Source organism: Terribacillus saccharophilus (assembly GCF_000725365.1).
In the GTDB taxonomy this organism is placed as follows: Bacteria; Bacillota; Bacilli; order Bacillales; family Amphibacillaceae; genus Terribacillus; species Terribacillus saccharophilus.
The window spans coordinates 1,844,462-1,859,006 of record NZ_CP008876.1 but is presented as its reverse complement, the minus strand read 5'-3'; the positions used below and the strand labels follow the sequence as shown (position 1 = coordinate 1,859,006).

The window sequence follows — 14,545 nt, the reverse complement described above, 5'->3', positions numbered from 1 at the left end:
ATTACATTATCGTTTTTTTCTAGTCAGAAACTGCTCTATTTCTGCTCTCGTTATAAACCCGAAACTGAGCATGAACAATAGATACAGGACAGTTAGAATGGAAAGTAATAATAAAAATGTTGGAAGGTTATATAGTGAACTGGCGAATATTCCCTTCAACAGATGTGCAGTAAAAGCTGTCAATCCTAGCAAACCAAGCATTTGACCGATTTCCTTCAACGATAATCTAAAACCAGCAACACGTGCTAGTGAGATCAAATGCAATAGAGTGATTAAAACTACTGTGACAATCATACTGATGGCTACTCCGATAATTCCAAACTTCGCATTGGAAGCCAATGAAACAAGTAAAATTATCTTAACACCTGCACCAATAATCGTATTCCACATCGCTGATTTGGCTGCGTCTAGCGCTTGCAGAGCGGTACTAAGCGGCATTTGAATATACATCATTAGGTAGAAAGGAGCCATGAGCAGGATGAATCGATCCGCGCTCTCGCTTCCGTACATATAATGAAGGATTGGACCTGCAAATACCGTCAGAATTACCGTTGCTATTGCACCTGAAGCAAAGCTTAGTCGTATTGCCTGGTGAATCCGATAATGTACGAATTGGTGTCTATTCTGTTCATTTGCCTCGCTGATAGACGGAAGTAAAGCTGTAGCAAGTGAATTCGTGATGAAAGTCGGCAGAAACAAAAGAGGCAGTGCATAGCCAGTAAGTTCACCGTACTGCCTTGTTGCCATTGCTGTTCCGACGCCTGCTAGGGCAAGACTTTGGGCAGTAAGTATTGGCTCTAGGAAATGGGTGCCGCTGGCAACCAGCCTGCTTCCGGTGGCAGGTAGGGCAATCGAGAACAGGCGCTCCAACGTCTGTTTGCCTCCCTTTAAAGCTGTTACGAATTGAGAACGAATTTTTACAGTCTTTTTTCGTTTAAATTGATAGAGCATATAAAGCAAAGAAATGAACTCTCCGATTAAAACTGAAATCATCGCCCCTAAAGCAGCAAATTCTACTCCGTAAGGCAAAAAGAATTTTACAAGGAAGACCGTACAGCTAATCCGGACAATCTGTTCAATTACTTGGGAGAAGCTCTGCGGCTTCATATTCTGTTTGCCTTGGAAATACCCCCGAAGTACTGCTGCAACTGCCAATATCGGAATGACTGGTCCGATTGCCAGCAATGGATAGATGACACGCGCATCTTTTAGCAGCTTGTCCGCCAGATACGGAGCTGCGAAGTAAAGAAATCCGACAAATATAATGCTGATGCTAAGTGTTACCGTTAGAGAAACGACAACGATTTTTTTGATTTGTTCGTTGTCTCCCCGCACATCTGCTTCTGCTACCCGTTTGGAAATAGCGGTGGGCAGTCCGAACTGGGTGATGGCAGTCGCCAGGAATAATGTCGGCATGGCCATCATGTATAGACCAATCCCTTCTTCCCCCATGACACGTGCAACGACAATCCGGTTCACGAATCCTAGGAAGCGGGTGATCAAGCTGGCAGCAATCAGAATGAGTGCCCCTTTTAGGAAAGTCTGCTTCGTCACATCGACAACCTGCCTTCTCAAATATTAGTTTTTCGGCTACAATTATATGTATGCATGAGATATGGCCAAGCATGACTAGCCTGAACAGAACAAGGCAAGTTGTTTTAGGAGGTAGAAACGTGTACGAAACAAAGACAGTAAATGAATGGAAGTCAGAAGTGATGCCTGCAGTGATCAGTAAAAAGGAAGAATTTCACCTGCTTGGATATAATAAAGCTTCTGCTGCAGATATTTGGAGCTGTATGGAGAAAAAGGTGTGGAAAAAAGAGAAAGATAAACAAAAGCGATTATATGAAGTAGTTGCTGATATTATGTCGCTGAATGTATCGGTTTATATGGGCTACTTGACTATGACAGTGTATGAGGAAGATGAGGATCTAATGGCATCCATTGCCGCTATCAATGGGCAATCCTGATAAGGGTAATGTTGACAGTGCTCGTTTATGTTTTCTATACTATGTGAGTATTTGACGGACGAGCACAGCATGTACATACAGGTAATTTTTATTGCAGATAAAGTCTGCAGCATATTAGGTTTCCGTTTGAACGGAAAATGGGAGGCAGTTGCATCATGGTGAAAAGAGGAAGAATAGTTGCCTTCTTCTTGATCGTCCTATTGCTTTTAGGAGCGATGGGAACGACGGTTAAAGGAATCGCAAATGATTTAAACTTAGGGCTCGATCTGCAGGGCGGATTCGAAGTACTTTATGAGGTAAGTCCACTGCAGGAAGGGGACGAGGTGAATACGGCAACGCTGAATGCCACAGCACAGGCATTAACGGAGCGTGTCGATTCTCTAGGTGTTAGTGAGACAAGCATTGATATCGAGCAGCCAAACCGGATTCGTGTCCAGCTTGCTGGTGTAAAGGATCAGGAACAGGCTCGTGAAATGCTGTCGACTACTGCTAATCTATCATTCCGTGACACTGCAGATAAAGAGTATTTGAATGGTACGGATATCGAGGCAGGAAGTGCGAAGCAAGCATTCGATCCGCAAACGAATCAGCCGCTCGTTACAGTGGAAATGAAGGACGCTTCAAAATTTGGTGAAGTAACGAGTGAACTATCACAGCGGGCATATCCAGAAAACCGTCTGGTAATTTGGCTGGATTATGAAGATGGAGACTCTTATGAAGAGGAATCTCAAAAACCTGAGAATGAACAGAAGTTTATTTCTGCTCCGGCGGTTTCTCAGACTATTAATAGTAAATCAGTTCAGATTGAAGGTAACTTCACAGTAGAAAGTGCGCAAGAGCTTGCAGATCTTCTAAATGCGGGTTCACTTCCAGTGAAGATGGACGAAGTATATTCAAACTCAGTTGGAGCTCAATTCGGACAGGAAGCGCTTGATCAGACCATGCTTGCAGGGTATATCGCATTCGCGCTAATCTTGCTGTTCATGATCGTGTATTACAGACTTCCAGGTTTGATTGCATCCATTACATTAGCAGTTTTTGCTTATTTGAACATACTTGTATTCGACTTGCTTGGTGTTGTTCTGACACTTCCGGGGATTGCAGCATTAATCCTTGGTGTGGGGATGGCAGTTGACGCCAACATCATCACATACGAACGGATAAAAGATGAACTGAAAACAGGCAAGTCACTCAAAGCTGCCTATAAAGCAGGTAACAAAAACTCATTGGCAACAATTACCGATGCCAACGTGACTACGATGATTGCAGGAATCGTACTGTTCATCTTCGGTACGAGCTCCATTAAAGGTTTCGCAACGACGCTAATCATCAGTATTCTATTGAGCTTCATCACAGCTGTGTATGGATCACGAGCATTACTCAGTTTGATGGTGAAAAGCCGTGCCTTCGATAAGCGACCAGGCTGGTTCGGTGTATCGAAGAAAAATATTCGCAAACTGAATGACAAAGAAGAGCGTGAAGTCACTTTCTATGGTTTGAAGCTGGATTTAGTGAAGCACAGAAAAGCATATTTTGCATTCTCTATTGCCCTTATGATTGCCGGGATCATTTGCTTGAGTGTATTTAAGCTGAATCTTGGTATCGACTTTACGAGTGGATCACGTGTGGAATTCGATTCCAACCAAGCTCTAACGACAGAACAAGTAGAGCAAAAGATGGATGATTTCGGCTTCGAGTCTAGAGAAACACAGCTTTCTGCTGACGGCAAACACGCCTCTGTCCGACTTGAAGATACGCTCACTAAGAACGAAGAAAATGAGTTGAAGAGCAGTATTCAAGATGAATATGGAGATGCACCGAGTATCAGTACCGTTTCGCCTATAATCGGTAAAGAACTAGCGAAAAATGGTTTGTATGCTGTCATCTTTGCATCGATTGGTATCATACTGTATGCAACGATCCGATTTGAATTCAAGTTTGCCGTAACAGCCATCTTGGCTTTACTGCATGACGCTTTCTTCATTCTGGCAGTATTCAGTATTACCAGACTGGAATTCGACATTACGATCATCGCTGCAATTCTAACCATCATCGGTTACTCGATCAACGATACGATAGTCACCTTTGACCGGATCAAAGAGAATATCCGTATTAAACGAAAAGTGAAAACGTTCGATGAGCTGGCTAAGATCGTAAATGACAGTCTACTGCAGACACTTGTACGAAGTGTGAACACTGTACTGACAGTAATAGTAGCAGCGATTATTCTCTGGATCTTCGGTGCTGCTTCAATTGCTAACTTCTCTATTGCGCTTATTATCGGGCTTGCTGCAGGGACATATTCTTCCCTCTTCATTGCATCACAGCTATGGCTCGTTTGGCGCGGCAAAAATATTGAAAAAAATCCAATCATCCATGAAGAGAAAAAGAAAGTGGAAGGACCGCAAGTCTGATTGGATAACCCCCGTATTAAATACGGGGGTTATTTTTTTTAGAATGGGGAATGTATAGAGTAGCCGCATTAGAAAGGAGCCAGCAAATGAAGGCACAATGGTATATCATTCTAGCAGTCATTTTTGCAGTACTTATTGCAGTATTCGCAGTCATTAACGTAGACAGCGTGCAGGTGGACTATTTATTCGGAACAGGTTCCGCCCCGCTAATCCTAATCATTTTGTTCTCCGTTTTGATGGGCGTCTTGATTACAGCATCTGTAGGAGGGTTGCGTATGTTCAAGTTAAATAGGGAAGTACGCGCTTTACGCAAGGATAACGATAAAAAAGCAGCTGAAATAACAGAACTACAAGAAAAACGTGCGGAACAAGGACATGAAGAACTAGATCGTCCAACAACAAATATATCCGATCCGACGACGAATACGTATCCTACATCCGAACGAATAAGAGATGAATACAAGCAATAACACATTGCTCCCTTGACCAGGCTCTAGTATAATAGCTTGGTTAGGGGGTCTTTTTTTATGTTGGAAAGTAGAATGAGATGGAAGGATAATAGCAGCCGCCCTTCAGCTCAAGAGCCGATGGGATTAGGTGTTTCTCCGCTTGTGGAGCAGCTGCTCGTACAGCGTGGAATCACGTCAGAAGAGGCTGCAAAACGGTTCCTTCATCCGTCTCTAGAGGACCTACACAGCCCGGAACTTATTTCTGATATAGATGTTGCAGCGGAACGGATTCATGCTGCAGTGGAGCAGGGTGAAAAAATTCTGGTTTTCGGAGATTATGATGCAGATGGTGTTTCATCCACTGTTGTTTTATTAGAAGCATTACGGGAGCTTGGAGCGGACTGTGATTATTATATTCCGAATCGATTTACCGAAGGATACGGCCCAAATGAGGCAGCTTTCCGAGCGGCAAAGGACAATGGCTATCAATTGATTGTAACAGTAGATACCGGTATTGCTGCGAACCACGAAGCGGAAGTAGCAAAACAAATCGGAATCGATCTTATCATCACTGATCACCATGAGGTGCAGGAAGCAGTTCCAGATGCTGTCGCAGTTGTACATCCGAAATGCTCGCCTGATTATCCTTTCCATGAGCTTGCCGGAGTAGGTGTCGCTTTCAAGCTGGCTCATTATTTACTTGGTTATTTCCCAAAACAGCTGCTTGATCTTGTTGTGATCGGCACGATTGCTGATTTGGTGCCGCTCGTTGATGAGAATAGGGTACTTGCTGCAGAAGGATTAAAGGCAATTGCATCGTCGACAAGGCCTGGAATCCGTGCACTGAGAGATAGCTGCGGACTAGATGGAGTTGTAACTGAAGAAGATATCGGCTTTAAAATAGGTCCGCGGATCAACGCTGTCGGACGATTGCAGGATGCTGACCTTGCTGTCGAACTGATGCTTGCAGCATCGTATGAGGAAGCTGCAGAAATGGCAGAAGAAATACAATCTCTCAATACAGAACGGCAGAATATCGTAGCTAAAATAGCTAAAGAAGCAGAAGCAATGGTAAGAGAACAGTCAGCAGAAGACAGCAGTCATGTTATCATCGTTGCCAAGGAAGGCTGGAACGAAGGGGTTCTTGGAATTGTGGCATCTAAATTGGTGCGAACTTTCGACCGTCCGGCAATCGTACTGGCAATTCATCCAGAAAAAGGCACGGCAAAAGGTTCAGCCCGCAGTATTGATGCTTTTGATTTGTTCCATCATTGTATGCAGGTTCGCGATCACTTCGTTGCTTTCGGGGGACATTCCCAAGCGGCCGGGATGACATTGGAACTGGAACAAGTGGAAAGATTGAGGAAAGCATTGAACCAAATGGCAGCAGAATCACTTTCAGCTAAAGATTTTAAACAAACTCTTGCTATCGACTTGTCGGTTGCCGTCGATGATGTGTCGATTGATTTGATCAAAGACATGGCTCAGCTTGCGCCTTTTGGTATGCAAAATCCAAAACCGCTCGTTAAGCTGACTTCACAGATGCGGGAAGTAAAACTCATCGGAGCGAATAAAAATCATCTTAAATTCGTATTCGCGGAGGATAACGTACAATTGGATGGTGTATGTTTTGGTCAGGGAGAGCTTTTCCCATTCCTCACTCCCGCAGATGATCTGGAAGTTGTTGGAGAATTGTCTATCAATGAATGGAATGGCAGACAGAAACCTCAAATTTTGATTGAGGATGTCGCAATTCGCTCTTGGCAGCTATTTGATCATAGAGGCAGCAAACAGCTGCAGAAGGTTGTTCATATTAAAGACGAAGAAGAGACAGCTGTCGTACGTTTTCGACCGAATACAGATTTAAGCTGGCTGTCAGATCAAATTCGTGTTCTTGATTTTGAAACAGAAGGTCTTGCTAATGCAGCAGGCAATATCAAGGCGGTCATTCTCGCCGATCTGCCTCGTCGTATAAAGGATATCACGTATGCATTGCAGCATATACAGCCAGATTTAATTTATACGTGCTATGACGTCAAGGAGAACGCCTATCTGCAAGGCTTCCCAGATCGTGATCAATTCAAGATATTTTATGCAATTGTGCTGAAGCAAAAGACGATTGATTATCGCCAGCTCGAAGATTATCTGAAAAACAGCCGGGGCTGGAGTCCGGAAAGGACCAAGTTTATTTCCGACGTGTTTTTTGAGCTGGAATTTGTTAAACTAGATAAGGATCAAATTTCAATCAACCAAAATCCTTCCAAACGTGATCTGGCTGACTCCAAAGTCTACCAGGGATTGAAGGAAGCGATAGAAGTCGAGAAGATCTTATATTATTCCGGCTATAAGGAATTGAGAGCGTGGCTGGAACGCGTACTTGAACGCGGGGAAGTTATCGAGGAGGAAGCAGTAAATGGATTATAAAAAATATATTACAGTCGTAGAGGACTGGCCGAAACCAGGTATCAGATTCAAGGATATCACCACATTGATGGATAACGGTCCGGCATATAAATCAGCGGTAAATGAAATCGTGGAATTCGCTAAAGATAAAAATGTGGACTTGATCGTTGGTCCTGAAGCTCGCGGCTTCATCGTTGGGTGCCCAGTATCTTATGCGCTGGATATCGGCTTTGCCCCTGTCCGTAAGGAAGGCAAACTTCCTCGTGAAGTTATCAAAGTTGCTTATGGACTAGAATACGGCGAGAATGTTTTGACAATCCATAAAGATGCAATCAAACCAGGACAGCGCGTTCTTATTACGGATGACTTGCTGGCAACTGGCGGTACAATTGAAGCGACGATTAATCTTGTTGAACAGCTAGGCGGTATTGTTGTCGGATGTGCGTTCTTCGTTGAACTGTCATATCTTGACGGCAGAGACAAGCTGGACGGATATGAAGTGCTTACATTGACTAGCTACGAATAATATCGAACATAACTAGAGTGCCTCTTTTGGGGCACTCTTTGTTCATTTTAATAAACAGATACTTGTCGAATAGAATGGATATTTGTTAAGCTTATAAAAAACATGTGACAGTTTAGAACCCTCGTCGCTTATGCAGACGATGAGAAGGAGTTTAACTAAAGAGATGCCAAAGGAAAAAGTTCTCACGGCCGAAGAGGTCATACAAGAAGCAGCCCGATATCTGTCGGACGAGCATATAGATTTTATCCGGAAAGCGTATGAGTTCGCCGAAAAAGCGCATGAAGGACAATTCCGCCGTTCCGGGGAAGCTTATATTATCCACCCTGTTCAAGTGGCGGGAATTCTTGTTCATCTGGAACTCGATGCTGAAACAATTGCAGGCGGCTTCCTGCACGATGTAGTGGAGGATACACCTGTTACGGTCGAAGAATTGGAAGCGGCTTTTAATGCCGAAGTAGCAATGCTGGTCGACGGTGTTTCCAAGCTTGGGAAAATTAAATATAAATCCAAACAGGCACAGCAGGCTGAAAATCACCGGAAGATGTTCGTTGCAATGGCGAAGGATATCCGGGTTATTTTAATCAAGTTGGCTGACCGGTTGCATAATATGCGTACACTGAAGCATCTTTCACCTGAAAAGCAGCGCCGAATTTCCAATGAGACACTGGAAATCTTTGCGCCGCTTGCGCACAGACTCGGAATCAGTACGATTAAGTGGGAACTAGAGGATACGGCTCTTCGCTATATGAATCCGCAGCAGTATTACCGTATCGTCCACCTGATGAAGCAAAAGCGCGATGAACGGGAAAGCTACATTGGGGACGTAATGGACCAAATTCGAAACCAGCTTAGTGATATTCATATCGATGCTGATATATTCGGACGGCCAAAGCATTTGTACAGCATTTATCGGAAGATGGAGTATCAGCATAAGCAATTCAATGAAATTTATGACTTGCTTGCGGTTCGGGTAATTGTGAAGAGCATCAAAGACTGTTATGCGGTTCTTGGTGTAATCCATACATGCTGGAAACCGATGCCTGGCAGGTTCAAGGATTATATTGCTATGCCTAAACTTAATTTGTATCAATCCTTGCATACGACTGTTATTGGACCAAAGGGCGACCCGCTCGAGGTGCAGATTCGTACAGAAGAAATGCATGAGATTGCGGAATATGGTATCGCAGCCCATTGGGCGTATAAAGAAGGTAAACAGCTTAATACTAGCACTCAAAAGAAATCATTTGAAGAGAAGCTGACATGGTTCCGTGAGATACTTGATTTCCAAAATGAATCCGATAATGCGGAGGAGTTCATGGAATCTCTTAAGCTCGACCTTTTCAGTGACATGGTTTATGTGTTCACACCAAAAGGCGACGTAATCGAACTTCCTTCTGGTTCTGTTCCAATTGATTTTGCTTATCGAGTTCATACTGAAGTTGGTAACCATACAGTTGGTGCCAAGATAAACGGTAAGATGGAGCCGCTTGAGTACAAACTGAAGAATGGCGATATTGTGGAGATGATGACTTCCAAGCACTCCTATGGACCTTCTCAAGACTGGGTTAAGCTTGCTCAGACAACTCATGCACGTAATAAGATTAAACAGTTCTTTAAGAAACAGCGCCGTGAGGAGAATGTTGCCAAAGGCAAGGAGCTTGTGGAAGAAGAAGTGAAACAGTCTGGCTTTGATTTGAAGCTCGTATTTACACCGGACAACCTTCGCAAGGTAGTTGAGAAGTTTAACTTCACGTCTGAAGAAGATATGTATGCGGCTGTTGGTTATCAAGGTATCACAGCTGCGCAGATCACGACGAGGCTTACCGAGAGTCTGCGTCGTCAGTATGAAAAAGAAGAAGTGATGGAGAAGACGATCGAAACAGCGAAGATGGCCAGTGCGTCAAAATCGGCTGCTTCAAGCCGCAAACGAGATTCCGGGGTACGAGTCGAGGGAGTAGATAATATGCTCGTTCGTCTTTCTAAATGCTGCAACCCGGTACCCGGTGACGAAATTGTCGGCTATATTACGAAGGGAAGAGGAGTCTCTGTCCATCGTTCCGACTGTCCGAATATGCAGACAGAAGATGCTCAAACGCGCAAGCTTCAAGTTGACTGGGAAAACAATGCAACCATTTCCAAGCAATATCATGTGGATCTTGAAATCACTGCTTTTGACAGACATGGCTTGATGAATGAAGTGCTGCAGGCTGTCAATGAGACTCGCACGCAGATTACTGCTGTTGATGGCAAGTCCGATCGGAATAAGCTTGCAACAATCCATCTGACTATCTTAATTCATAATATCGGCCATCTTCGTAAGATTGTAGAGCGAATCAAACAAATAAAAGATATTTATACAGTTACAAGAATGCTGCAATAAAGAAATGAGGCACAAGAGATGAAAGTAGTAGCACAGCTTTCAAAAGAAGCCTCCGTCACTGTTCGTGAAGAGGTTATCGGAAAAATTGGCAAAGGATTCATGCTGCTTGTTGGCATCACACATGAAGATACGGAAGCGGATCTTGATTATATCGTGAACAAGCTGATTAACCTCCGTGTCTTTGAAGATGCTGACGGGAAGATGAATGAGTCGCTCCTTCAAATCGGTGGCGAAGTTCTGTCCATTTCACAATTCACGTTATATGCTGATACGCGCAAGGGTCGCCGGCCCAGCTTCACTGACGCTGCTAAGCCGGATATTGCTATTAAGCTTTATGAACAATTCAATCAAAAGCTTATTGAAGCAGGCATTCACGTGGAAACTGGAGAATTTGGTGCACATATGGACGTGCAGCTTATCAATGAAGGACCTATTACCATTATTCTGGATAGTGCAGATCGGCCAAACAAGGAAGCATAATGCTTTCTTGTTTTTTTTGTATAAAAAACAGATGCAGCGAGAATACTAGTGATGAAAAAATCCGTAAAGGTGTGATCAGCTTGCGAGGCAGTGATACACAGCAGCATGTATTCGCGGCAGCTCGGCTGGATGCTATCCGGCTAAGAAGTGAACCGGCTTCTCTTATCGACGATCCATTTGTACCGGACATAACAGGATCGCCAAACAGTATAGAACGAAAAAAATTACAAGAACGGCTAAAACAATCTTGACAATCTTTCTTACAAACATGTACTATTATTACAATCTAAAGAAACCGGAAATCCGATGAGGGAAAGAGTAAGTCGAAATCACTGTGAACAGAGATCAGGCGTCATTGGCTGTAAGCGCCTGGCACAGCTTCGAACTGAAAGACATTCCTTAGGATCACTGTCGAACAACGCAGTAGACAGTGACGTAGCAGGCGTTAACTGACCAAGGTGGGATACAGCTGTATCCAACTAGGGTGGCAACGCGGGAAAAACTCCCGTCCCTTGTGTTATAAGGGACGGGGGTTTTTTGTCGTTATTTTTAGGAATCCGGGGATTGGGTCATTAGTCGAGGAGGGTATCACATGGAGATGAAAGCGCCAAGAGGTACACAGGATATCTTACCTGGTACATCAGAAAAGTGGCAGTATGCAGAGAAAGTTCTGACAGATCTGGCAAGTAAATTCAACTACAAAGAAATCAGGGTGCCAATCTTTGAACACACAGAGTTGTTCCTTCGCGGAGTAGGGGAAACAACCGATATTGTGCAAAAAGAAATGTACACATTCAAGGACAAAGGTGACCGCAGCTTGACGCTGAGACCTGAAGGAACGGCTTCAGTCGTTCGCGCATATGTACAAAACAAGCTTTATGGGTTGCCAGAGCAGCCAACGAAGTTGTTCTATCACGGACCAATGTTCCGCTATGAGCGACCGCAGCAAGGACGTATGCGTCAATTCGTTCAATTCGGTGTTGAAGCATTGGGTAGTGAAGATCCGGCAATCGATGCGGAAGTAATCAGCTTAGCGATGAGCGGTTATCAGCAGTTAGGCTTGAAATCATTGAAACTTATTATCAATACACTTGGAGATAAAGAAAGTCGTGATGCACATCGAACAGCTCTGATCGAACACTTCACACCTGTCAAAGATGAGCTATGCAGTGACTGCCAGAATCGCCTGGAAAAGAACCCATTGCGCATACTTGATTGTAAGAAAGACCGTGATCACCCTAAAGTGAAGAGCGCACCATCCATCCATGATTATCTAAATGACGAATCCAAAGCATACTTCGACGGTGTTAAAGCGAATCTGGATGCAATTGGTATTCCGTATGAAGTAGATCCGAATCTTGTCAGAGGCTTGGATTATTACAATCACACTGCATTTGAAATTATGAGTAATGCAGAAGGTTTCGGTGCTCTTACGACTCTTACAGGCGGAGGACGTTATAACGGTCTTGTTGAAGAAATTGGCGGACCATCCACACCAGGTATCGGTTATGCACTTAGTATAGAGCGTCTATTATTTGCTTTAGAAGCAGAAGGTATCGAACTGCCTGTTCAAGCTGGAACAGATGTTTATGTGGTTGCGCTTGGTGACGAAGCAGTCCAAAAAGAAGCTGCAAAGCTGACATATCAGCTGCGCTTAGCTGGAGTAACAGCAGATAAGGATTACCTTGGCAAGAAAATGAAGGGGCAATTCAAGGCTGCTGATCGCCAACAAGCCAAGTTCGTTGTTGTGCTCGGTGAAGATGAGCTGGAAAAAGGCGTTATCTCTCTACGTAATATGCAGGATGGACAGCAGAACGAAGTAGCAATCAAAGAAGCTGTGGATACAATCAAACAACAGCTGGATGGAGGAAAAGCGGATGAGTGAAAGACAAAAGGCAGGACTGCTACGAACGAGCCATGCAGACCAGATAGTAACAATTAAAGGATGGGTACAGAAACGACGTGATTTAGGCGGATTGATTTTTGCTGATATTCGTGATCGTTCAGGGATCGTTCAAGTCGTTTTTAATCCTGATGTATCCAAAGAAGCATTAGAAACTGCTGAGCAAATCCGCTCTGAATTCGTTGTGAGTGTTACTGGTAAAGTTGTGGAGCGCGAAGATGCTACTAAAAATCAAAACATGGCAACTGGTGAAATCGAAGTTGTTGCAGAAGAAATCAGTATCTTGAACAAAGCGAAAAGTCCAGCATTCCAAATTGAGGATAATGTAGATGCATCCGAAGATGTTCGCTTGAAATACCGCTATCTTGATTTGCGAAGAAAACCGCTACAGGAGACATTCCGTCTTCGCCATCAAGCAACGCAAGCAATCCGCAACTTCTTGAACGAAGAAGAATTTTACGAGATGGAAACGCCGATGCTGACTAAAAGCACACCAGAAGGAGCGCGCGACTATCTTGTACCAAGCCGTGTGCACCCAGGTGAGTTTTACGCGCTTCCGCAATCTCCGCAGCTTTTCAAACAGCTGCTCATGATCTCGGGCTTCGAGAAGTATTATCAGATTGCTCGTTGTTTCCGTGATGAAGATTTACGTGCTGACCGTCAGCCAGAGTTCACTCAAATCGATATCGAGACTTCGTTCATGTCCACAGAAGATATCATCGGCATGACAGAGCGCATGATGAAGCGTGTTATGAAAGAAGTGAAGGACGTTGAAGTTCAAGTACCATTCCCGCGTCTGCCTTATGCAGAAGCAATGGAACGGTTTGGTTCTGATAAGCCGGATACACGTTTTGGACTTGAATTGGTAGATGTAAGAGAAGCAGTAAAATCTGCTGACTTCAAAGTATTCCAAGATGCAATCCAGAATGGTGGACGCGTTAGCGCAATTAATGTCAAAGGACAGGCGGCTAACTTCTCTCGTAAGGATATCGATGCATTGACTGATTTTGTTAAGATATACGGTGCAAAAGGACTTGCATGGGTCAAAGCAGAAGCAGATGGTAGTTTGAAAGGACCAATTGCGAAATTCCTTGATGAAACAGTCCAGAGCGAGCTGAAACAAGTTCTTTCTGCAGAAGCTGGTGACTTGCTGGTGTTTGTGGCAGATAAGACGAAAGTGGTCTTTGATAGCTTAGGAGCATTACGAAATAAGCTTGGCCGTGAGCTTGGTCTTATCGATGAAACCAAATTCAACTTCCTTTGGGTAACAGATTGGCCATTATTCGAATACGACGAAGAAGAAGGCCGCTATTATGCAGCGCATCATCCATTCACGATGCCGGCGGCAGCAGATATCGACAAACTGGAAACAGATCCTTCCTCTGTTAAAGCTGAAGCGTATGATATTGTTCTCAATGGCTATGAGCTAGGAGGCGGTTCGCAGCGTATCTATCAAATGGATCTGCAAAACCGGATGTTCGAAGTTCTTGGCTTCACGAAAGAAGAAGCACAGGAGCAATTTGGCTTCCTACTGGATGCATTGGAATCAGGAGCTCCTCCGCACGGCGGAATTGCACTTGGTTACGACCGTTTCATCATGCTATTGTCTAATAGCACTAACCTTCGGGATACAATTCTGTTCCCTAAAACAGCATCTGCGACAGATCCATTGACAGATGCTCCAGATCCAGTAAGCAAAAAGCAGCTGGATGAGCTGTATTTAGATATTCAGAAAAAATCAGCAGGGCAGGAAGCATAATAGACAGAGTTACCAGTTGAAAACTCTGTTTATCCATGCTAATATAGTTCCATAAACAAATAGCAATCCTGATGTGTACGTTCTTCATATGTTTTGACCGATTACAGTGAAGTACGGGAGCCCGATAGTCTTCGCGCGGCATGCAAGCCTCCATGGAGTGGACGCATAAAGTGCGAATCAGGGCACCCACCTGCGGAGAGCGGGTTCAAAACTTCAATAGGACGGCACGATCGGGATTGCTATTTTTCCGTTAAAATGAAC

Annotated in this window: 11 protein-coding genes, 1 other RNA gene and 1 other annotated feature; of the genes, 11 read left to right on the top strand and 1 reads right to left on the bottom strand. The window is 44.0% G+C overall.

Annotated elements, in window-relative coordinates:
* Positions 1–6: 6 nt before the first annotated feature.
* Positions 7–1,554 carry a stage V sporulation protein B gene (gene spoVB, locus GZ22_RS09425; protein ID WP_038561607.1) on the bottom strand — a complete coding sequence of 516 codons (1,548 nt, stop codon included), beginning with the start codon at positions 1,552–1,554 and terminating at the stop codon, positions 7–9.
* 119 nt (positions 1,555–1,673) lie between these two features.
* On the opposite strand from spoVB, the gene GZ22_RS09420 reads away from it, so the two are divergent.
* The 11 genes from GZ22_RS09420 (at position 1,674) to ssrS (ending at position 14,525) form a co-directional block, all read left to right on the top strand.
* Positions 1,674–1,970, top strand: a complete 297-nt coding sequence (locus tag GZ22_RS09420; RefSeq protein WP_038561605.1) for a post-transcriptional regulator — start codon at positions 1,674–1,676, stop codon at positions 1,968–1,970.
* A gap of 155 nt (positions 1,971–2,125) precedes the next feature.
* Positions 2,126–4,384, top strand: coding sequence for a protein translocase subunit SecDF (gene secDF / locus GZ22_RS09415; protein ID WP_038561602.1), 2,259 nt, complete (start codon positions 2,126–2,128; stop codon positions 4,382–4,384).
* A gap of 86 nt (positions 4,385–4,470) precedes the next feature.
* Complete coding sequence (locus tag GZ22_RS09410; RefSeq protein WP_084160708.1) at positions 4,471–4,854, top strand: LapA family protein; 384 nt, start codon at positions 4,471–4,473, stop codon at positions 4,852–4,854.
* A gap of 57 nt (positions 4,855–4,911) precedes the next feature.
* Complete coding sequence (gene recJ / locus GZ22_RS09405; protein WP_038561599.1) at positions 4,912–7,257, top strand: single-stranded-DNA-specific exonuclease RecJ; 2,346 nt, start codon at positions 4,912–4,914, stop codon at positions 7,255–7,257.
* Positions 7,247–7,762: an adenine phosphoribosyltransferase gene (locus GZ22_RS09400; protein ID WP_038561596.1), complete on the top strand. Its 516-nt coding sequence runs from the start codon at positions 7,247–7,249 to the stop codon at positions 7,760–7,762. Before recJ ends, GZ22_RS09400 begins: the two co-directional genes overlap by 11 nt.
* A 163-nt stretch (positions 7,763–7,925) precedes the next feature.
* The gene (locus GZ22_RS09395; protein WP_038561593.1) at positions 7,926–10,142 is read left to right on the top strand and encodes a RelA/SpoT family protein; all 2,217 of its coding nucleotides are present in this window, start codon (positions 7,926–7,928) and stop codon (positions 10,140–10,142) included.
* An 18-nt stretch (positions 10,143–10,160) separates the two neighbouring features.
* Complete coding sequence (gene dtd / locus GZ22_RS09390; RefSeq protein ID WP_038561591.1) at positions 10,161–10,622, top strand: D-aminoacyl-tRNA deacylase; 462 nt, start codon at positions 10,161–10,163, stop codon at positions 10,620–10,622.
* A gap of 80 nt (positions 10,623–10,702) precedes the next feature.
* The gene (locus GZ22_RS18605; RefSeq protein ID WP_164072067.1) at positions 10,703–10,873 is read left to right on the top strand and encodes a hypothetical protein; all 171 of its coding nucleotides are present in this window, start codon (positions 10,703–10,705) and stop codon (positions 10,871–10,873) included.
* A 46-nt stretch (positions 10,874–10,919) separates the two neighbouring features.
* Positions 10,920–11,138 (top strand) — a binding site (T-box leader).
* A gap of 76 nt (positions 11,139–11,214) precedes the next feature.
* Positions 11,215–12,507 (top strand): histidine--tRNA ligase, encoded by a 1,293-nt coding sequence (gene hisS / locus GZ22_RS09380; RefSeq protein WP_038561585.1) that lies wholly within the window; start codon positions 11,215–11,217, stop codon positions 12,505–12,507.
* A complete protein-coding gene (gene aspS, locus GZ22_RS09375) occupies positions 12,500–14,284 on the top strand; it encodes an aspartate--tRNA ligase (RefSeq protein ID WP_038561582.1) in 1,785 nt (594 codons plus the stop codon). The genes hisS and aspS overlap by 8 nt, the downstream gene beginning before the upstream one ends.
* Positions 14,285–14,346: 62 nt before the next feature.
* Positions 14,347–14,525, top strand: a non-coding RNA gene (ssrS, locus tag GZ22_RS18250) — 6S RNA.
* Positions 14,526–14,545 lie beyond the last annotated feature (20 nt).